The organism is Polaribacter sp. ALD11, from assembly GCF_002831685.1.
Lineage (GTDB): Bacteria > Bacteroidota > Bacteroidia > Flavobacteriales > Flavobacteriaceae > Polaribacter.
This window is the reverse complement of sequence record NZ_CP025119.1, coordinates 1,233,913-1,255,178: the sequence shown is the minus strand read 5'-3', so window position 1 is coordinate 1,255,178 and position 21,266 is coordinate 1,233,913. Positions and strand designations below refer to the sequence as shown.

At 28.4% G+C, this 21,266-nt stretch carries 13 protein-coding genes; all 13 read right to left on the bottom strand.

The genetic code is table 11. From position 1 onward, the window contains the following. Positions 1 to 1,549 precede the first annotated feature (1,549 nt). The gene (locus tag CW731_RS05620; RefSeq protein WP_157812196.1) at positions 1,550 to 4,015 is read right to left on the bottom strand and encodes an N-6 DNA methylase; all 2,466 of its coding nucleotides are present in this window, start codon (positions 4,013 to 4,015) and stop codon (positions 1,550 to 1,552) included. Between the two features lies 1 nt (position 4,016). Continuing rightward, the gene (locus CW731_RS05615) at positions 4,017 to 4,340 is read right to left on the bottom strand and encodes a helix-turn-helix domain-containing protein (RefSeq protein ID WP_100945804.1); all 324 of its coding nucleotides are present in this window, start codon (positions 4,338 to 4,340) and stop codon (positions 4,017 to 4,019) included. Positions 4,341 to 4,667: 327 nt separating this feature from the next. After that, complete coding sequence (locus CW731_RS05605) at positions 4,668 to 5,306, bottom strand: hypothetical protein (RefSeq protein ID WP_100945802.1); 639 nt, start codon at positions 5,304 to 5,306, stop codon at positions 4,668 to 4,670. A gap of 1,857 nt (positions 5,307 to 7,163) precedes the next feature. Continuing rightward, positions 7,164 to 7,874 carry a hypothetical protein gene (locus tag CW731_RS05600; RefSeq protein WP_100945801.1) on the bottom strand — a complete coding sequence of 237 codons (711 nt, stop codon included), beginning with the start codon at positions 7,872 to 7,874 and terminating at the stop codon, positions 7,164 to 7,166. 236 nt (positions 7,875 to 8,110) lie between these two features. Beyond that, entirely contained in the window at positions 8,111 to 8,650 is a 540-nt protein-coding gene (locus CW731_RS05595) for a hypothetical protein (protein ID WP_100945800.1), read from the bottom strand. Between the two features lie 816 nt (positions 8,651 to 9,466). Further along, the gene (locus CW731_RS05590; protein ID WP_068452251.1) at positions 9,467 to 10,018 is read right to left on the bottom strand and encodes a hypothetical protein; all 552 of its coding nucleotides are present in this window, start codon (positions 10,016 to 10,018) and stop codon (positions 9,467 to 9,469) included. Positions 10,019 to 13,001: 2,983 nt separating this feature from the next. After that, positions 13,002 to 13,697 (bottom strand): DUF4240 domain-containing protein, encoded by a 696-nt coding sequence (locus CW731_RS05585; protein WP_232734733.1) that lies wholly within the window; start codon positions 13,695 to 13,697, stop codon positions 13,002 to 13,004. 708 nt (positions 13,698 to 14,405) lie between these two features. Then, positions 14,406 to 14,915, bottom strand: a complete 510-nt coding sequence (locus CW731_RS05580) for a hypothetical protein (RefSeq protein WP_198519852.1) — start codon at positions 14,913 to 14,915, stop codon at positions 14,406 to 14,408. 799 nt (positions 14,916 to 15,714) lie between these two features. Next, complete coding sequence (locus tag CW731_RS05575) at positions 15,715 to 16,392, bottom strand: hypothetical protein (protein WP_100945798.1); 678 nt, start codon at positions 16,390 to 16,392, stop codon at positions 15,715 to 15,717. 184 nt (positions 16,393 to 16,576) lie between these two features. Further along, on the bottom strand, positions 16,577 to 16,981 hold the full coding sequence (locus tag CW731_RS05570) for a hypothetical protein (RefSeq protein ID WP_026450520.1): 405 nt from the start codon (positions 16,979 to 16,981) through the stop codon (positions 16,577 to 16,579). 705 nt (positions 16,982 to 17,686) lie between these two features. Then, complete coding sequence (locus CW731_RS05565) at positions 17,687 to 18,268, bottom strand: hypothetical protein (protein WP_100945797.1); 582 nt, start codon at positions 18,266 to 18,268, stop codon at positions 17,687 to 17,689. An 18-nt stretch (positions 18,269 to 18,286) separates the two neighbouring features. Continuing rightward, positions 18,287 to 19,039, bottom strand: a complete 753-nt coding sequence (locus CW731_RS05560) for a hypothetical protein (protein ID WP_100945796.1) — start codon at positions 19,037 to 19,039, stop codon at positions 18,287 to 18,289. 755 nt (positions 19,040 to 19,794) lie between these two features. Beyond that, positions 19,795 to 20,841: a leucine-rich repeat domain-containing protein gene (locus CW731_RS05555; RefSeq protein WP_157812195.1), complete on the bottom strand. Its 1,047-nt coding sequence runs from the start codon at positions 20,839 to 20,841 to the stop codon at positions 19,795 to 19,797. Between the last annotated feature and the right edge of the window lie 425 nt (positions 20,842 to 21,266).

Here is a 21,266-nt window from a genome sequence, read left to right as displayed (position 1 = left end):
ATTTTGGTTGTCGATAAAGTCCAAACATTCTTCTGTAATATCGATTTCTCTCATATCACAAATGTAACGAATTAGTTACATATTTTATTTAAATTTCTAAATTATTTTTTCAAACTCGTAATTTTTGTATGAAACACAACGTTGTTGTGTTATGGAAAGTTGCGATTTTTATGAACGGCTATTTTCCGCAGGAAAATTGAAGTGAGTAAAAATGCAACTGCCTTCGGTTAAGCTAAAAATAAGCAATTTTTTATACACGGTGTTACCAAAAGTAGTTTTTTTATTTTCCAATTTTTCTTATTATTTTCTAAATTCAGCGTTCGAGTGAAAATTCCGCCAATATTTTAATTCCACATCTTGCTCAATTCCGCAATTTTGGTTTTTCAGCGTTTGAGTGTTTTCTTACATGCTTAATTCCGCCAATAATTTTTACTTTTTTTTTTGATTTTAAAGAAATTCTCAGCCTTTCTGAGTTTTCGTTTTAAAGATAATTTTACACAGATTTTACTCCGCATTTTGCTCAATTCCACACTGCTCAGTTTTTACTTTTTATTTTTCTAAATTCTCAAAAATGTAAACAAAATTCTTTCAGAATTTTCCAATCTTCAGAGAGTGTTCCGCAATTTTAAATTCTTTTTTTTAGCTTTTAAATGCTATTTTAAATTCAGGATTTGAGTGATTGAGCTATTTTTGGTAAAGTTGTTGTGTTATGGAAAGTTGCGATTTTTATGAACGGCTATTTTCCGCAGGAAAATTGAAGTGAGTAAAAATGCAACTGCCTTCGGTTAAGCTAAAAATAAGCAATTTTTTATACACGGTGTTACCAAAAGTAGTTTTTTTATTTTCCAATTTTTCTTATTATTTTCTAAATTCAGCGTTCGAGTGAAAATTCCGCCAATATTTTAATTCCCATTTTGCTCAATTCTGCAATTTTGGTTTTTCAGCGTTTGAGTGTTTTCTTACGTGCTTAATTCCGCCAACAATTTTTACTTTTTTTTTATTTTAAAGAAATTCTCAGCCTTTCTGAATTTTCGTTTTAAAGATAATTTTACTCCGCATTTTGCTCAATTCCACACTGCTCAGTTTTTACTTTTTATTTTTCTAAATTCTCAAAAATGTAAACAAAATTCTTTCAGAATTCTCCAATCTTCAGAGAGTGTTCCGCAATTTTAAATTCTTTTTTTTTAGCTTTTAAATGCTATTTTAAATTCAGGATTTGAGTGATTGAGCTATTTTTGGTAACGTTTAGTATATGAAAAGTAGGGCAGTTGATAAGCACTTACTTTCGGTTTTGCACTTAGCCATATTTTTCATTTTATTTTTATCTTTTCGTTTTTTAAAATACAAATTAAAAATATGGCGGACTTTATAAATAAGCACAAGCTTTTGTTTAAGCACTAATCACCCTATTTTTTATATACATTGTTACCTGCTGGCTTTTTTTCCACAAACTTGCTAGCGTTGGCGGTTTAAGCTCTTTTATTTTTTTGTTCGTTGGTTTTCTTTTAGCGTTGGCAAAAAATAAATGTGCTTGAACCTTGCGTTGGAATTACAATGAAGATGAATAAGGCAATGATTTTATATAGTCTTCCATATATTTCCAATTTGGTTTTCCTTTTTTGTCAATGGGTAAAGATATTTTTTCCTTGTTCAATCTATAATCACTAATTTCTCTGGCAAAGTTATATTTAGGTTTAATAGATTCAATAACTGGTTTTAGGAAAATAGCTATGTATTCATTTAATTCAATTTTTTTATCAAGAATTGAAAGAACTGTACAATGGTCAGAAGCTACAAAATCATAGTTGTGATAAAACACATATCCAACGCTTCCGCTATTGTTAATTGTCATAGCATTATTGTAGATTTTCATATAATCTGGTGGCGAAATATAATTATCAATACCATTATTTTCTTTTGTAGAAGAAATGTACGCTATATCTCCATCATTTTGGTCTAGTTTGGTTAACCTTTTACCTCTTTGAAATTTTAAAACATCATAGAAATTAAATTCTTTCCAAGTTTCAAATTCAAATTTTAATGACGATTTCAGAATTTCAGGTTCTCGTTTAATACTATCATCTAAAAGTTCAAGTAAAGTGATTTCATCAATATCTTTGGTTAGCAGATTTAGCTTGAATTTTAAAGAAAATATTAAATACTGCTTGATACTTTTTATAAATGATTTTTCACTCAAATGGTGATAATCTGTTTTCGAATGAGCTTGAATAATCCATTCATCATTTGAAGAAATTTTAGTTTGAACTAATGTTAAGTTATCTTCAAGAGATTTAGCATTATCAATTTTATTGAGTACTTCCTTTTTTATAGGGGTCCATTTATTAAGTACATCTGTTCTTCCTCTATTTTTAGAAAGTATAAAACCATCATCTTCTAAATTATAGAATACAACTTCCTTGTTATTGTGAGGGAAATTAGTTTCAAAAACTGCAACAGCTGTATGTGTTGAAGCATTTGGTTGAAATAATTCTCCAGGCATATTAATGACATATTTTAAAGTATGTTTCGATAATATTCTATTACGAATAACATCATCTTTAAAATATGTTGAAAGAGGTGCTATGATTACTCCAAATCGACTTACGTTGTCTAATAATGATTCAAGAAATTGAATTTCTTTTTTAGTTGGATTTGTATTATTATCTTTTCCCCCATATGGTGGGTTTATAAAACCAATTGTTGGTATAATCCCTTCTTTCTTTAAGTTTTTAAGAATATCAGTTGCCTTTTCTGAAAAGGCGTCAACGTGATATATTCTTGACTTTCCATCACCTCTAAATAGCATATTGGAAATAGCAAGAGAATACATTGTACTACTATTTTCAAAGCCAACTAATTGATTTTGTTTTAAGCTTTCAATCCTTGCTGTCTTATTGGTAAGGTTAGAGTTCTCAATTTCTTTAACCAATTTATTCATTCCAGATATAAGAAATGCACCTGTTCCACAGCATGTATCAAATATTACATCATTCGTTCGAAAATCTACGAGGTCTGTAAATAGTTTTGTAATATGATTTGGTGTTAAAACAATTCCTTTTTTAACATTGGCTACTCCTGCATATCTCAAAAACTCCTCATAAAATTTTCCGATTATATCATAGTTTGTTTTTTTGTTGAATAAAGGAATTACATTGTTTTCTAGTTCTTTTAGAATATCTTTTAATATATCAGAAGAGTTTAAATCATTATCTGTTGTAATAAATGCAAGTTCATTTATAAGGATATTTATCTTATCAGCATCTATACTTTCATTAGTAAGAATGTCAAGTATAGTAGTCGGAATATTTCGAATGATATTTGCAGTTGACCAATTACTATAACTTCTTTTAAAATCATTCGAAACATTATCTTTATCATAAAGACAAATCATTAACGCACTTAAAAGAATAGGTCTTTTTTGGGAGTCTAATGTTCTAAGAATTCTATTGATTTCACTTGAGGATTTCGAGATGTTTTTTGAAATACTTTCAATGTCAATATTCTCAAAAAAAGCTAAATAATCTTCTTCGTCAAGAATTTCTTTGGTGTCAATATCCTTTAACTCATTCTCAGAAATTATGAAAGTTGTAATTAAATGATTGTACTCATCATTTATATCACCAGAAAATGCAATTCCAATTATAGACCAATCTTTAAAATGTTTCTCTAATGTAGTGTCAATTTTAATAAGGTTTTCTTTAAGGAAAAATGAAGTGTAATGAAGCGCACCATCAACAGCAAAATCTTTGGGCTTATTTCTTTTTTTAGATTCGTGGTCTCCAATAGAATCTTTATTTTCAATTAGAATTAATATTTTTTTATTCTCATTTACATAAATTAAGTCTGGTTCACCACGAAAACCTGTTCCTGCTTTACTGGCTTTATCTAAAACAGTCTGAATGTATGAATTAGACGTTTTTTTTGTCTCCCAAGAATTATAATAGTTCTTGGTATTTGACAAATAGTTGAATAGGTCAATATCAACTTTGGATTCGTTTTTTCTTTTTTTTGCCATTTTACAATTCTAATTCACCTTGTTTTACATTCTTGTTTCTTAAATACTTTGATTGGGATTCAGCAACTGAAAAAACAGAATCTGAACAATTGTATTTATGTGCTTCTTCAACTAAAATATCTGCTACGTATAAATTTTTTAATTTTTCAATGTCTTTATTTAAAAAAACAGCAAGTTTTTGGAAATTAGAATAAGGGAATTTTTTCCGTCCGTTTTCTATTTTACTTAGATCAGTCATTATAACACCGACTTCTTGTCCAAAATCACTTTGATTTAAACCTTTTTTATCTCTTTCAGACCTTAAAAACTCACCAAATGTTGCCATTATTCTAACTTGCTATTTTTAAACTTGCTAATATTTAGCAAATATATAAAAATATTTTAATTTCAAGTGTTTTATAGGGGATCAAAACATAAATGAGTGAGTGGTGGGAAAAGGCAAGCTCTTTTTGTTTTTTGAGGCACGAAAAAAATAAAATGTGCTTGACTGCGCGTTGGCTTTTCAGCTTGCAGGTAACGTTGTTGTATAAGAAAAGTTGCGGTTTTGTCAGCGAGGAATTTCCGAAGGAAATTCAGAAGTTGGCAAAAATGCAACTACCTTTAGTTAAGCACTAATTTAGCAATTTTTTTTATACGGTGTTACCCAAAGTTTTTATTTCGATTTCTGTTTTTCAAATTCAATTAACAATACTTTTTTGAAATTTTTAAGCTCTTTCTTTTTAATTTTTCTTTCATAATCACCAATGTTTGTGAGAACTTTTATAATCAATCCAGATGTTTTTTTGTCAAAATCTTTCCACTTCGTTGTAATTTTATTCGAATGATAAAAGTACCAATGAAGAATTTTAAAAAATTCTCCAGGAGTTTGAATTGTTCTCAAATGTTGTTTAGTTATTCCTGAATTGTCCTTAATTAGGTTTCGCATTTGACATTCGTGCCAAAAAGAACTTATTTCATATTGTTTGATATTAGAAGAACCACTTTTATTAATTAATTCCGCTGGAAAAATGTCTAGCTGTTTTTTATTTTGAAGTATTATTCCTTTGATTATTATGTCAGTTTGAGATAGGTTTTCCAATTTAGCACTAATTGTTGGAGGTAGGTAACCAAGAGGGTTCATTGTTTTCACACAAGCTCTTGAAATACTTAAATCAACAAGTAGGATTTTTAAGAGTTTAGATTTTTTTCTGTCAATAAGATATTTAATGTAAAAACCTATTGCACCAGATATTATTGTCAATAGAAAAATAAATAAAGGAGACTGTATTATTGGTGTGTGTAATGTGATCATAAATTTTCACTTCATCAATTTTGGGTAACGAGTTTGTTTATGGAAAGTTGCGGTTTTGTGTGCGAGGATTTTCCAACGGAAAATCAGAAGTACATAAAACCGCAACGAACTTTTAGTTAAGCACTAATTTAGCAATTTTTTATAAACGGTGTTGGCAAATGCGTGTTTTAATTTCCGCTTAATTTTTCTATAATTTTCTACTTCTTCTTAATTTTTTTTCCTTTTTTTATAAGATACAGTTCTAAATTTTTCTTTATAAAAGTGCTTAAGTTTTTTACTTTGGAATTTTGCTCCAATTTTTCACAAGAGTAAAAATTCCACAATTTGTTCAATTCCGAAAACTTGCTAAATTCAGAACTTGAGTAAGAATTCCAGTATTTTATTAAATTCCGCAATTTTGGTTTTTCAGCGTTTGAGTAAATTCTTGTTATTAAAATTCTAATACTTTCCCCTTTTTACAAATTTTCACGAGCGAGAGAGTTTTCAATATTCTAAATTTTTGTTTTTTCGACGTAATAAGATTAAAGAATTTTGAATCAGAAATTTTAAGAAAAACCTTTATTTAAATAACTTATGTTTTTCTGGCGACTTTCAACCAGTTTTTGCCAACGTTGTTGTGTTATGGAAAGTTGCGATTTTTATGAACGGCTATTTTCCGCAGGAAAATTGAAGTGAGTAAAAATGCAACTGCCTTCGGTTAAGCTAAAAATAAGCAATTTTTTATACACGGTGTTACCAAAAGTAGTTTTTTTATTTTCCAATTTTTCTTATTATTTTCTAAATTCAGCGTTCGAGTGAAAATTCCGCCAATATTTTAATTCCACATCTTGCTCAATTCCGCAATTTTGGTTTTTCAGCGTTTGAGTGTTTTCTTACATGCTTAATTCCGCCAATAATTTTTACTTTTTTTTTTGATTTTAAAGAAATTCTCAGCCTTTCTGAGTTTTCGTTTTAAAGATAATTTTACACAGATTTTACTCCGCATTTTGCTCAATTCCACACTGCTCAGTTTTTACTTTTTATTTTTCTAAATTCTCAAAAATGTAAACAAAATTCTTTCAGAATTTTCCAATCTTCAGAGAGTGTTCCGCAATTTTAAATTCAGGATTTGAGTGATTGAGCTATTTTTGGTAACGAGTTTGTTTATGGAAAGTTGCGGTTTTGTGTGCGAGGATTTTCCAACGGAAAATCAGAAGTACATAAAAACGCAACGAACTTTTAGTTAAGCACTAATTTAGCAATTTTTTATAAACGGTGTTGGCAAATGCGTATTTTAATTTCCGCTTAATTTTTTCTATAATTTTCTACTTCTTCTTAAATTATTTTCCTTTTTTTATAAGATACAGTTCTAAATTTTTCTTTTAAAAGTGTTTAATTTTTTACTTTGGGATTTTGCTCCAATTTTTCACAAGAGTAAAAATCCCACAATTTGTTCAATTCCGCAAACTTGCTAAATTCAGAACTTGAGTAAGAATTCCAGTATTTTACTAAATTCCGCAATTTTGTTTTTTCAGCGTTTGAGTAAATTCTTGTTATTAAAATTCTAATACTTTCCCCTTTTTACAAATTTTAACGAGCGAGAGAGTTTTCAATATTCTAAATTTTTATTTTTTCGACGTAATAATATTAAAGAATTTTGAATCAGAAATTTTAAGCAAAACCTTTATTTAAATAACTTATGTTTTTCTGGCGACTTTCAACCAGTTTTTGCCAACGTTGTTGTATATGGTTTGTTGCGTTTTTGAAGCACTAAATTTAGTAAAAAAAATCGGAATAGAAAATCCCTAAGGATTTTCGTAAGTAAGCTAGCACTAGCAATAAATTATATACGGTGTTGGCAACAGTAATTTTTTATTTTCATAATTTCTTTAATAATTCATTTATTAAAACAGCTGTTGGTCTTTTTTCTTTTTTTGTGTATTGACTTATATGTTCTGTAAATAAAATTAAAGAACCTTTTAAATTTGTTTCTGTAATTTCAGATGAAATCCTTTCGTTAGATTCTAAAAATCCTGAAATTTTGTATAAATCTCCACACATATAACTTTGCACAAAATTAAGTTGGTAACCCATCCAAATAATTCCTTTTTCTGATAATTTTCCCCAATATGCAGCAGACTCTTTGTTTTTTACTATTATTAATTTTGGTTTAATATCATTTTCAATAGTTTGTTGAGTGATTTTCAATTGTTCTACTAAAAAACGAATTCCATTATTGTTTTTTAAAATCTCTTTTTTTAATTTATTTTGTTCTTTTTCTCTGAAATAAAATATATCTAAATAAGCAGATTTCTCTCTTAAATCTATTGAGTTTTCTGGGTCAAAAACTATTTTTTTTAAAGGATTCCAATAATTATCATATTTTTCTTCTTTTAAAGTCAATTGAAAGTCAAAACCAAAATTCCCTAATTCTGCATCTTTCCTAAATGAAGGATTAATTCCTGTTATAAGAATGTCTTTTTGAGAATTATTTTCTGAAAATACAAAACCACGTTCTTTTATGAAATTAGGTAGTTGGTTTATAAAATCTTTAGACCATAAGTTATTAAGTTTTTCCTTAGTATTCATTTAATCTTTTGTTTAGAATTAAAATGTAAAATTTGACTTTTAATTACCAAATTTCAAAGAGGACTTTTTTAGTTTAGGTAGATTTTTGCTCTTATTGTTGCCAACGTGTTTGTATATGGTTTGTTGCGTGATTTAAGCACCTAATTTAGTAAATAATTACGGACAAAGAAAGTCCGCGAGGACTTTCGTAAGTAGGCAATAAGCCAGCAATAAATTATATACGGTGTTGTGCAACGTTATTTATTTATGAATTCACGTTTAAACTCAATTCTAGAATTTTCAGCCAGTTCTATGTACATTGCTTTCGCATTCAATATATTTGGTTCAACAAATCTATTAAATAGGTAAGTTTCTATTTCATTTTCGTCTTGTTCAAAGTGTAAACAATCCGTAATATTTTCTCCTTGTTCTCTATGTGCTTGAATCGTTTTTGCTGATAATTTTTCTATTTTAATTATCTTAACAGTTGTAGTTATTTTTTTCTTTTCTTTTAAATCCTTTTTTAATTTTGAAATTTGCAAAATCCAATTTGCTACTAAAATTGTTATAATTATTAAAACTAATGAAAAAACTATTGCAGGAATAAAGCCAAGAGATTCCATCATATTTCCAGAAACTCCAGAGCGTCTCGCTTTTCTCCCAAATAATTTTGCGGGAATGAATAAAAAACCACTCCAAAAAATTATACCTCCAATTGAAGTCATATAAAATTTCGGAAGGTTTTCCTCATATATACGTTTAATAGTTTTTAGATTTATTTCATTAAATTTTTCCATATTATTTAAATTAACGGTTCATATTTTTTATGTTGCACAACGAGTTTGTTTATGGAAAGTTGCGATTTTGTGTGCGAGGATTTTCCAACGGAAAATCAGAAGTACATAAAAACGCAACGAACTTTTAGTTAAGCACTAATTTAGCATTTTTTTATAAACGGTGTTGGCAAATGCGTATTTTAATTTCCGCTTAATTTTTTCTATAATTTTCTACTTCTTCTTAAATTATTTTCCTTTTTTTATAAGATACAGTTCTAAATTTTTCTTTTAAAAGTGTTTAATTTTTTACTTTGGGATTTTGCTCCAATTTTTCACAAGAGTAAAAATTCCACAATTTGTTCAATTCCGCAAACTTGCTAAATTCAGAACTTGAGTAAGAATTCCAGTATTTTACTAAATTCCGCAATTTTGGTTTTTCAGCGTTTGAGTAAATTCTTGTTATTAAAATTCTAATACTTTCCCATTTTTACAAATTTTAACGAGCGAGAGAGTTTTCAATATTCTAAATTTTTGTTTTTTCGACGTAATAAGATTAAAGAATTTTGAATCAGAAATTTTAGGCAAAACCTTTATTTAAATAACTTATGTTTTTTTGGCGACTTTCAACTAGTTTTTGCCAACGTGTTTATATATGGTTTGTTGCGTGATTTAGTACCTAATTTAGTAAATAAAAACTGAATAGAAAATCCGCGAGGATTTTCGTAAGTAAGCAAAAAGCCAGCAATAAATTATATATGGTGTTGGGCGTAGGCTTTTTTGTTCAACTTTTTTTCAAATTCTATTTTGTTGTTCTAAATCTTTCAATTCTTTCCTGTTTTAAAGTACAATTCTGTTTTTTTCTAAAAATGATTTTTTTTCGTAATTATTTATCATTTCATTCATTTTTTCTTTTGGATATTTCCAATTCAACATTTTGTTCGGTGAACTATTTAGTCTGCCATTCAAATCTCTAAAGTTCATATTTTCATAATCTCCAAATTCATATTTCCAATCCTCAAGAAAAAGCAAACAGTTATTTAAAGAACCATTAGTACTTCTGTCATTATTTGTTTCCTGCAATTTAATTTCTCCGATTATTTTCTCCACCAATTCATATCTTGTTTCAATTCCGTCAAAAGTTAGTTGAGCAAATAAATTCTCTTTAAAAATAGAAGATATATTTTTTAAGTCAGTTTTCTTTATATTCGGTAAGATTAAAAGGTATTTTGTCATTTTATTGATTAATAACCAACATTTTTTATGACTTACATAAAATAGAGTAGAAGTCCAATCTCCTAAATATTCATTATTAAATTCCTCATTTTCAGATATAAATTCTTTCGTTATTTTTTCTAACTTTCGAGTTGTAAATATTCTTGTTTTACTCATTTGTCAAGTTTTAACGTTCTGATTTTTAGCTTACGCCCAACGTTGTTGTGTTATGGAAAGTTGCGATTTTTATGAACGGCTATTTTCCGCAGGAAAATTGAAGTGAGTAAAAATGCAACTGCCTTCGGTTAAGCTAAAAATAAGCAATTTTTTATACACGGTGTTACCAAAAGTAGTTTTTTTATTTTCCAATTTTTCTTATTATTTTCTAAATTCAGCGTTCGAGTGAAAATTCCGCCAATATTTTAATTCCACATCTTGCTCAATTCCGCAATTTTGGTTTTTCAGCGTTTGAGTGTTTTCTTACATGCTTAATTCCGCCAATAATTTTTACTTTTTTTTTTGATTTTAAAGAAATTCTCAGCCTTTCTGAGTTTTCGTTTTAAAGATAATTTTACACAGATTTTACTCCGCATTTTGCTCAATTCCACACTGCTCAGTTTTTACTTTTTATTTTTCTAAATTCTCAAAAATGTAAACAAAATTCTTTCAGAATTTTCCAATCTTCAGAGAGTGTTCCGCAATTTTAAATTCTTTTTTTTAGCTTTTAAATGCTATTTTAAATTCAGGATTTGAGTGATTGAGCTATTTTTGGTAAAGTTGTTGTGTTATGGAAAGTTGCGATTTTTATGAACGGCTATTTTCCGCAGGAAAATTGAAGTGAGTAAAAATGCAACTGCCTTCGGTTAAGCTAAAAATAAGCAATTTTTTATACACGGTGTTACCAAAAGTAGTTTTTTTATTTTCCAATTTTTCTTATTATTTTCTAAATTCAGCGTTCGAGTGAAAATTCCGCCAATATTTTAATTCCCATTTTGCTCAATTCTGCAATTTTGGTTTTTCAGCGTTTGAGTGTTTTCTTACGTGCTTAATTCCGCCAACAATTTTTACTTTTTTTTTATTTTAAAGAAATTCTCAGCCTTTCTGAATTTTCGTTTTAAAGATAATTTTACTCCGCATTTTGCTCAATTCCACACTGCTCAGTTTTTACTTTTTATTTTTCTAAATTCTCAAAAATGTAAACAAAATTCTTTCAGAATTCTCCAATCTTCAGAGAGTGTTCCGCAATTTTAAATTCTTTTTTTTTAGCTTTTAAATGCTATTTTAAATTCAGGATTTGAGTGATTGAGCTATTTTTGGTAACGTATTTGTTTATGGAAAGTTGCGGTTTTGTGTGCGAGGATTTTCCAACGGAAAATCAGAAGTACATAAAAACGCAACGAACTTTTAGTTAAGCACTAATTTAGCATTTTTTTATAAACGGTGTTGGCAAATGCGTATTTTAATTTCCGCTTAATTTTTTCTATAATTTTCTACTTCTTCTTAAAATATTTTCCTTTTTTTATAAGATACAGTTCTAAATTTTTCTTTTAAAAGTGTTTAATTTTTTACTTTGGGATTTTGCTCCAATTTTTCACAAGAGTAAAAATTCCACAATTTGTTCAATTCCGCAAACTTGCTAAATTCAGGTTTTGAGTAAGAATTCCAGTATTTTATTAAATTCCGCAATTTTGGTTTTTCAGCGTTTGAGTAAATTCTTGTTATTCTAATACTTTCCCCTTTTTACAAATTTTCACGAGCGAGAGAGTTTTCAATATTCTAAATTTTTGTTTTTTCGACGTAATAAGATTAAAGAATTTTGAATCAGAAATTTTAAGCAAAACCTTTATTTAAATAACTTATGTTTTTCTGGCGACTTTCAACCAGTTTTTGCCAACGAGTTTGTTTATGGAAAGTTGCGGTTTTGTGTGCGAGGATTTTCCAACGGAAAATCAGAAGTACATAAAAACGCAACGAACTTTTAGTTAAGCACTAATTTAGCAATTTTTTATAAACGGTGTTGGCAAATGCGTATTTTAATTTCCGCTTAATTTTTTCTATAATTTTCTACTTCTTCTTAAAATATTTTCCTTTTTTTATAAGATACAGTTCTAAATTTTTCTTTTAAAAGTATTTAATTTTTTACTTTCGAATTTTGCTTCAATTTTTCACAAGAGTAAAAATTCCACAATTTGTTCAATTCCGCAAACTTGCTAAATTCAGAACATGAGTAAGAATTCCAGTATTTTACTAAATTCCGCAATTTTTTTCAACGCTTGAGTAAATTCTTGTTATTAAAACTCTAATACTTTCCCTTTTTTACAAATTTTCACGAGCGAGAGAGTTTTCAATATTTTAAATTTTTGTTTTTTTGCCGTCATAAGATTAAAGAATTTTGAATCAGAAATTTTAAGCAAAATCTTTATTTAAGTAACTTATGTTTTTCTGGCGACTTTCAACCAGTTTTTGCCAACGTTGTTGTGTTATGGAAAGTTGCGATTTTTATGAACGGCTATTTTCCGCAGGAAAATTGAAGTGAGTAAAAATGCAACTGCCTTCGGTTAAGCTAAAAATAAGCAATTTTTTATACACGGTGTTACCAAAAGTAGTTTTTTTATTTTCCAATTTTTCTTATTATTTTCTAAATTCAGCGTTCGAGTGAAAATTCCGCCAATATTTTAATTCCACATCTTGCTCAATTCCGCAATTTTGGTTTTTCAGCGTTTGAGTGTTTTCTTACATGCTTAATTCCGCCAATAATTTTTACTTTTTTTTTTGATTTTAAAGAAATTCTCAGCCTTTCTGAGTTTTCGTTTTAAAGATAATTTTACACAGATTTTACTCCGCATTTTGCTCAATTCCACACTGCTCAGTTTTTACTTTTTATTTTTCTAAATTCTCAAAAATGTAAACAAAATTCTTTCAGAATTTTCCAATCTTCAGAGAGTGTTCCGCAATTTTAAATTCTTTTTTTTAGCTTTTAAATGCTATTTTAAATTCAGGATTTGAGTGATTGAGCTATTTTTGGTAACGTGTTTGTATATGGTTTGTTGCGTGGTTTAGCACGTAATTTAGCAAATAAAAACCGAATAGAAAATCCGCGAGGATTTTCGTAAGTAGGCTAGAACTAGCAATAAATTATATACGGTGTTGCCACCAGTTTTTAATTCCACATTTTCTCAAATAACTTCGGGCAAATCGCTTTCATAGTTTCAGGTTCTTCCTCTTTCCAAGTAAACTCAAAATTCGGATAATTCCCTTCGTTAGTTTTGAAATCATCAGATATGTAATCGTATAGTTCTTTCCCTGTTTTATTTTCAAACGCAGTTAATGCAACATACCAAAAACTTTCAAAATCATAATATTCTTCGCCTTCTACAAATTCCGAAATTAAACTGTCTGGATTTTCCTTTGCTTTATAATATGTGTCTTTTCCTCGTGATATAATCCAATTTCTAAAATATTCAAATCCATCGTCCGAACAACCACCATTCATTATATATCCAGCACACCACATTTCAGAGTTATAAGTATCGTAAAGAAGTTTGTCAGTTCTTAATCGGAAACCAATCATTTGTTTTGGTGTCAATTTTTCAATTTCTTTGACTAAAAACCTTTCTTGAGCATCTTGATTTTTAGTATTCTTTACTGAAGAGTCGACTATATTCCAAAATATTGTTTCGTCCAACATTTCACTCGTTTTCTCAATTTCTTGATTATAATTTTTTGGTGTTTCTTTTTCGGTTGATTCTTTCTTTCCAAAAAGTTTGTCAAATATTCCCATTTGGTTATTATTTTTCGTGTTTTGATTACAACTTAATATTAAAAATGATGTAAATATTATTGTCGTGAGTTTCATTTTTCAAATTGGTGGCAACGAGTTTGTTTATGGAAAGTTGCGGTTTTGTGTGCGAGGATTTTCCAACGGAAAATCAGAAGTACATAAAAACGGAACGAACTTTTAGTTAAGCACTAATTTAGCAATTTTTTATAAACGGTGTTGGCAAATGCGTATTTTAATTTCCGCTTAATTTTTCTATAATTTTCTACTTCTTCTTAAATTATTTTCCTTTTTTTTATAAGATACAGTTCTAAATTTTTCTTTTAAAAGTGTTTAATTTTTTACTTTGGGATTTTGCTCCAATTTTTCACAAGAGTAAAAATTCCACAATTTGTTCAATTCCGCAAACTTGCTAAATTCAGAACTTGAGTAAGAATTCCAGTATTTTATTAAATTCCGCAATTTTGGTTTTTCAGCGTTTGAGTAAATTCTTGTTATTAAAATTCTAATACTTTCCCATTTTTACAAATTTTCACGAGCGAGAGAGTTTTCAATATTCTAAATTTTTGTTTTTTCGACATAATAAGATCAAATAATTTTGAATCAGAAATTTTAAGCAAAACCTTTATTTAAGTAACCTATGTTTTTCTGGCGACTTTCAACCAGTTTTTGCCAACGTGTTTGTGTAAAATTAGTTGCGTGTTTTAAGCACTAAAGTTAGTAAATAAATCACAGATAGAAAGCCCGCGAGGACTTTCGTAAATTGGCTAAAACCAGCAATTAATTTTACACGGTGTTGTAGTGCGTTTTTATTTTTTCAATTAGATTGTCGGTTAATATAATCAGCTCAATTTTTTCAGGTTTCCAACTGTCCTCAATAAATTTTCCAACATTTGATGAGAAAATATCCCAATTCAAATTCAGAATTTTTCCAAAGTCAATAATTAATTCTCTCAAATTGTGTTCATTTTTATTTAATTCAGTCATTATCCAATCTCCAATTCCGTAAGCAGATTTTAGGTCTTCAGAAAAACTTAAATAATATTTCGGAATATCATTTTCATAAATAACATTTTCGTTAAATTCCAATTCCAAAAAAGGGAAATATCGTTCATTATTTTTTCCGTCTATTAAATATGATTCCGTTTCAAGAGTTATTTTTTCAATTCGGTTTTTTAGAAATTCAGATGTTTTTCCATTCCAACCACATTTTGAACAGTTTCCGTTTTTAAATTCGTGTTTACAATTCGGATAATCATATAATTTGTGAGCGCAATCTGGACATAAATCTGTCATTTCCGAACTATTTCTAAAATATTCGGATTCACATTCTGTACAATTATTTTTCTCTCTGTTCATCGGTTCCTCAAATGCACTACAACGAGTTTGTTTATGGAAAGTTGCGGTTTTGTGTGCGAGGATTTTCCAACGGAAAATCAGAAGTACATAAAAACGGAACGAACTTTTAGTTAAGCACTAATTTAGCAATTTTTTATAAACGGTGTTGGCAAATGCGTATTTTAATTTCCGCTTAATTTTTCTATAATTTTCTACTTCTTCTTAAAATATTTTCCTTTTTTTATAAGATACAGTTCTAAATTTTTCTTTTAAAAGTGTTTAATTTTTTACTTTGGGATTTTGCTCTAATTTTTCACAAGAGTAAAAATTCCACAATTTGTTCAATTCCGCAAACTTGCTAAATTCAGAACTTGAGTAAGAATTCCAGTATTTTACTAAATTCCGCAATTTTGGTTTTTCATCGTTTGAGTAAATTCTTGTTATTAAAATTCTAATACTTTCCCCTTTTTACAAATTTTAACGAGCGAGAGAGTTTTCAATATTCTAAATTTTTATTTTTTCGATGTAATAAGATTAAAGAATTTTGAATCACAAATTTTAAGCAAAACCTTTATTTAAGTAACTTATGTTTTTCTGGCGACTTTCAACCAGTTTTTGCCAACGTTGTTGTATAAGCTTTGTTGCGTTGTTTAAGCAAGTAATTTAGTAAATAAAACACGAACGGCGAAATTCCGGAGGAATTTCCCAAGTGAGCTAAAACCAGCAATAAAGTTTATACGGTGTTGTAGCAAGTTTTTTACCATTTCAAATTTTCAAAATCAATATTATTCTCATTGACGGTTAGTTCGTGTACTTCACAATTATGTCTTTTCGCTTCTTTTTTTAAGAATTCTTCATATTCTCGATATTCAGATGTAAATGGAATTCCTCTTCTTAATAATTCAGGTAATTTCCTAAAAGCTTTTTTCCCTCCATTTAGTATTAAAAAATCTGCATTTATTCCGTTTAGAAGTTGGTACACTTTTTCGTTTTCTCCAAAATCTCCTGAACTAAAAAAATGTTTTAATTCTAAACCACCTTTTTCGTCATATTCAATTGCTGATTTTTCTAACCAAAATTCAAATTGCATAAATATTGATATTTCCAATTTATTAGTTTCCAAATAACGCATATTAAACCTCAAAGCTGAAAGAGCAAAAATTATATGAACCCAAGTAAGTTTACATCCTAAATGTTCTATTTCCTCAAAGGAAAAATGACTTGTTTTTCTTTTTAGCCTACTTCCTTCGTGAGTTTTTCTTAATTCGTATGAAAAACCACTTATTGCATCGTCTCTTTCTTCAGAATTTCTTACTTTATCTGACTTTTCATTTCCCCAAAAATTTTGAACAATTGAGTGAACTGTTCTTATGTCGTCATAAGTTCCCCATATTTCAATTCCAATTCCGTTTTTTGTTGGTTTTAAGTAAAACATTTTCTTTCAATTTCAAATTTCATAAGTTGGGTTTTTAATTTGCTACAACGTTTGGTGTAAGAATAGTTGCGTGGGTTAAACACCTAAAATAATAAAAATTGACCGAGCCTGTGGAAATTCCGCAGGAATTTCCAAGTAGGCGAGAAATAGCAATTATTTTTACACAGTGTTGTACGCTGGCTTTTTATTCCTTACTACTTTTTATCAAATCGTTCTGCAAAAATTCAAATTTCGATTTTTTCCAAAAAGACAAATTAAATAATCCTGTAGTACTGTCCTCTTTCCAAATCCCATTTTCAATCGATTCTACAGTCCATTTTATAGGTTTATTACCTTTTTTGGTCAGTTTTAATCTACAATCTTTAGAAAGTCCGAACGCAAAGCAATTCAGAGCATCATTTTCATTATAAAATTCCTCGTGCCAAAAGTCAAACGCAACAGTGAAATTTTCATTGCCGTTATCAGTCAGAGTTACTGGAAATCCGTTTTCATTATTTGGATTCACAGTTATTGATTCCGCATTTAATTCATATTCCGCTTCTGGATATTTCTTTAATCGGCTTACTATTTTGTTTATTGTTTTGGTCATTTTTTTTAGCTGGCGTACAACGAGTTTGTTTATGGAAAGTTGCGGTTTTGTGTGCGAGGATTTTCCAACGGAAAATCAGAAGTACATAAAAACGCAACGAACTTTTAGTTAAGCACTAATTTAGCAATTTTTTATAAACGGTGTTGGCAAATGCGTGTTTTAATTTCCGCTTAATTTTTTCTATAATTTTCTATTTCTTCTTAAATTATTTTCCTTTTTTATAAGATACAGTTTTAAACTTTTCTTTTAAAAGTGTTTAATTTTTTACTTTGGGATTTTACTCCAATTTTTCACAAGAGTAAAAACTCCACAATTTGTTCAATTCCGCAAACTTGCTAAATTCAGGTTTTGAGTAAGAATTCCAGTATTTTACTAAATTCCGAAATTTTGTTTTTTCAGCGCTTGAGTAAATTCTTGTTATTAAAATTCTAATACTTTCCCCTTTTTACAAATTTAACGAGCGAGAGAGTTTTCAACATTCTAAATTTTTGTTTTTTCGCCGTCATAAGATTAAAGGATTTTGAATCAGAAATTTTAAGCAAAACTTTTATTTAAATAACTAATGTTTTTTTGGCGACTTTCAACCAGTTTTTGCCAACGTTTTGTATATGGTTTGTTGCGTTTTTGAAGCACTAAATTTAGTAAATAAAAACGGAATAGAAAATCCCTAAGGATTTTCGTAAGTAGGCTAGAACTAGCAATAAATTATATACGGTGTTGTGGTGCGTTTTTTATATTTTCACAATTAAATATATCTGTAATCTCTAATCTATTGAAAAAATTAAAATCTTTCATAAATATCTTGCTTTTTAGTAGTTTTCTACTTTGATATTCGCCAATAGATTCGCTGTTTTTTAAATCGTTCATATCTGATTCATCAATTTTCTGACTTATTTTGGTCATTCGTAATATTTGAGTTTCAAATGGCTGAATTTTTTCATAGAAGGATTGGTCATTATTTTTGGCATTTTTTAAAATCTCACTTACTTCATCGCTTCTGCCTTGAGATGCACAACCTAAAACCCAATAGAATTCTAAAATATAATCTCTATTTTCACTTTCTCCATATTTTTTAAAATTGTCGTGCAATTCCATAAAATACAAACCAATATCTGTGATTTTTGAATAGTCTAATTTTTTCTCCTGCGAATTGTATGTTTGTTTTACTTTACTGGGCTTTGAAACCTTTATTTTTGATTCTCTTTCAGCTTGTATTTGGTCTTGACGTTCTATTTGTTTTTCAAGGTAGCTTTTAATTCTATTATCTATTTTGTTCCAAAATCCCATATGTTTTCTGTGAGTTTTTTAAATTCCTAGCATCGGTTTTACCATTTCATAAATTGGTGAAGAAAGTAAACTTGTAAAAGTTCCAATTCCAATATCTTTAATTAATTCTCCAATTATTAAAAGTCGGGTTTTAATATCTTTTCCATTATTTAATTTACTTTCTGTTTTTTCTATTTCTGCCGATAATTCTTGACTTTCAGAATTATTAATTCCTTTCAAATCTTTACGAATTAGCTCAAATATTTTAGATATATCTTCGTTTGAGTATTCAATTTTTTGGGTTTGTACGGAATTGTCAGAATTAATCTGAAATTGAGTTGGTGAATTTATGTCTCCAAAATCCATTCTTAATTTTCCGTTATTTTTTTTCTTGTCTGTCATATTTTTATCTAACCAATCAGTAATTAATTCTTGTTGAGTTTCTGAATTTCTCTTTTTTACTATTAGTGGATATACAACATATTTGATGTGTTTTTCAAATTCGTCTTTTTTTCCATTTTGTTTTTTTATGTAAAAATCTTTATGAAAATTCAAAATTTTTTCCAAATCATAAACTGGTTGAAAATTCATTAATTTGTAAGCAAATTGCTCATCATAATCTTTCGTAGTTGTTTCTCGGTAAAATGTTTGACTTGAATAAGTTCTTTCTCCCCAGCCACCTCTACTTGGTTTACCTATTGTTGCAGAAACCATTTGCTTTCCTAAATTCCGCAATTCAAATTCGGTTTCAGGTAGGTTTTCGTTAGTACTAATTGAATAAAATTCGTTCATTTTCTTGTTTAGACAACTGTTCGTTTAAATGCACCACAACGAGTTTGTTTATGGAAAGTTGCGATTTTGTGTGCGAGGATTTTCCAACGGAAAATCAGAAGTACATAAAAACGCAACGAACTTTTAGTTAAGCACTAATTTAGCATTTTTTTATAAACGGTGTTGGCAAATGCGTATTTTAATTTCCGCTTAATTTTTTCTATAATTTTCTACTTCTTCTTAAATTATTTTCCTTTTTTTATAAGATACAGTTCTAAATTTTTCTTTTAAAAGTGTTTAATTTTTTACTTTGGGATTTTGCTCCAATTTTTCACAAGAGTAAAAATTCCACAATTTGTTCAATTCCGCAAACTTGCTAAATTCAGAACTTGAGTAAGAATTCCAGTATTTTACTAAATTCCGCAATTTTGGTTTTTCAGCGTTTGAGTAAATTCTTGTTATTAAAATTCTAATACTTTCCCATTTTTACAAATTTTAACGAGCGAGAGAGTTTTCAATATTCTAAATTTTTGTTTTTTCGACGTAATAAGATTAAAGAATTTTGAATCAGAAATTTTAGGCAAAACCTTTATTTAAATAACTTATGTTTTTTTGGCGACTTTCAACCAGTTTTTGCCAACGTTGTTGTATATGGTTTGTTGCGTGTTTCAAGCAACTAATTTAGTAAATAATTATTGACCGAGAAAGTCCTCGAGGACTTTCGCAAGTAGGCAAAAAGCCAGCAATAAATTATATACGGTGTTGCCACCAGTTTTTTATTCATATTGAACTTTCACTCCTTTTTGTTCAAATTTTTCAATTGTTCCTTTTATTTCCAATTCGTTAAAATCATTTTCTCTTATTAGTAAATAATTCAGTTTCGGCAAAGTCAATAATGTATCAGGAATTGAAGTCAAATCATTTCCATTTACTGCAAGACTTTCTAAATTTTTAATTCCGCCAATCCATTCAGGAATTGCTTTAATTTCATTATATCCAATTGTCAGTCTTTTAAGTTTCGGAAACTCTAAAATACTTTTAGGAAATACTTTCAGTTTATTAGAATGCACATTTAAATACTCAAGATTTCTCAACTCTAAAAGTCCGTTTGGAAGTTTAGTCAGATTCTGATAATTTATTAAAACCTCTTTTTGGTCAAGATAATTTCCGTTTTCATAACCTGCTTTTAGATTGTTTTTAAAATTTTCATTTTTGAGTTTTTCACAAATTAAATCTCCAATTGAATCTCTGTAACTATAGTCAACTTCTCCCAAATCGCTTATTGTTCCAACAACGTAATTAAATTTGTAATTTTTTTCTCCGTAACAATTATATTGCTCAAAGTAAGTTGCTGAAAACTTTTCTCCACTACCAACTACAGGAAATCTATATCTATGCTTAAATGTTTCCTTTTTTGAAGAAGTAAGTAAAATTCCATTTTCGGGAATTAATATTTTATTATTTGTAAAATAATTACTTTCGAGTTTTGGTTGGTTCTCTATTCCGAAAACTATTATAAAACTCTGATTTTTTCCAACAAAAGGTTCATTTTCATTTGTGAAATAAATTTCACTTCCAACGTCCCAATTTAAATGGTACAAAGTGTGGGACAGAACATAGACAAATATTAAAGTCCATTCAATAATTTGTCGGTATTTGACTTTAAATTTTTTAAGTAGAAAACTTGTTAATACTAAAATTGAATAAATTCCAAACAACCAAAGTATAGCTCCAATTCCCCAAAATCCCATAATTAAGAATATGAAAATTCCGAAAAGGAAGACTATTATACTAAATGAATATATTGGATTTCTGATTTTCATTCAAATTGGTGGCAACGTTGTTGTGTTATGGAAAGTTGCGATTTTTATGAACGGCTATTTTCCGCAGGAAAATTGAAGTGAGTAAAAATGCAACTGCCTTCGATTAAGCTAAAAATAAGCAATTTTTTATACACGGTGTTACCAAAAGTAGTTTTTTTATTTTCCAATTTTTCTTATTATTTTCTAAATTCAGCGTTCGAGTGAAAATTCCGCCAATATTTTAATTCCACATCTTGCTCAATTCCGCAATTTTGGTTTTTCAGCGTTTGAGTGTTTTCTTACATGCTTAATTCCGCCAATAATTTTTACTTTTTTTTTTGATTTTAAAGAAATTCTCAGCCTTTCTGAGTTTTCGTTTTAAAGATAATTTTACACAGATTTTACTCCGCATTTTGCTCAATTCCACACTGCTCAGTTTTTACTTT

Excerpts from the sequence above, each read along its gene's own strand:
- CW731_RS05620 (WP_157812196.1), bottom strand. The coding sequence starts at position 4,015 with ATGGCAAAAAAAAGAAAAAACGAATCCAAAGTTGATATTGACCTATTC.
- CW731_RS05615 (WP_100945804.1), bottom strand. The coding sequence starts at position 4,340 with ATGGCAACATTTGGTGAGTTTTTAAGGTCTGAAAGAGATAAAAAAGGT.
- CW731_RS05605 (WP_100945802.1), bottom strand. The coding sequence starts at position 5,306 with ATGATCACATTACACACACCAATAATACAGTCTCCTTTATTTATTTTT.
- CW731_RS05600 (WP_100945801.1), bottom strand. The coding sequence starts at position 7,874 with ATGAATACTAAGGAAAAACTTAATAACTTATGGTCTAAAGATTTTATA.
- CW731_RS05595 (WP_100945800.1), bottom strand. The coding sequence starts at position 8,650 with ATGGAAAAATTTAATGAAATAAATCTAAAAACTATTAAACGTATATAT.
- CW731_RS05590 (WP_068452251.1), bottom strand. The coding sequence starts at position 10,018 with ATGAGTAAAACAAGAATATTTACAACTCGAAAGTTAGAAAAAATAACG.
- CW731_RS05585 (WP_232734733.1), bottom strand. The coding sequence starts at position 13,697 with ATGAAACTCACGACAATAATATTTACATCATTTTTAATATTAAGTTGT.
- CW731_RS05580 (WP_198519852.1), bottom strand. The coding sequence starts at position 14,915 with ATGACAGATTTATGTCCAGATTGCGCTCACAAATTATATGATTATCCG.
- CW731_RS05575 (WP_100945798.1), bottom strand. The coding sequence starts at position 16,392 with ATGTTTTACTTAAAACCAACAAAAAACGGAATTGGAATTGAAATATGG.
- CW731_RS05570 (WP_026450520.1), bottom strand. The coding sequence starts at position 16,981 with ATGACCAAAACAATAAACAAAATAGTAAGCCGATTAAAGAAATATCCA.
- CW731_RS05565 (WP_100945797.1), bottom strand. The coding sequence starts at position 18,268 with ATGGGATTTTGGAACAAAATAGATAATAGAATTAAAAGCTACCTTGAA.
- CW731_RS05560 (WP_100945796.1), bottom strand. The coding sequence starts at position 19,039 with ATGAACGAATTTTATTCAATTAGTACTAACGAAAACCTACCTGAAACC.
- CW731_RS05555 (WP_157812195.1), bottom strand. The coding sequence starts at position 20,841 with ATGAAAATCAGAAATCCAATATATTCATTTAGTATAATAGTCTTCCTT.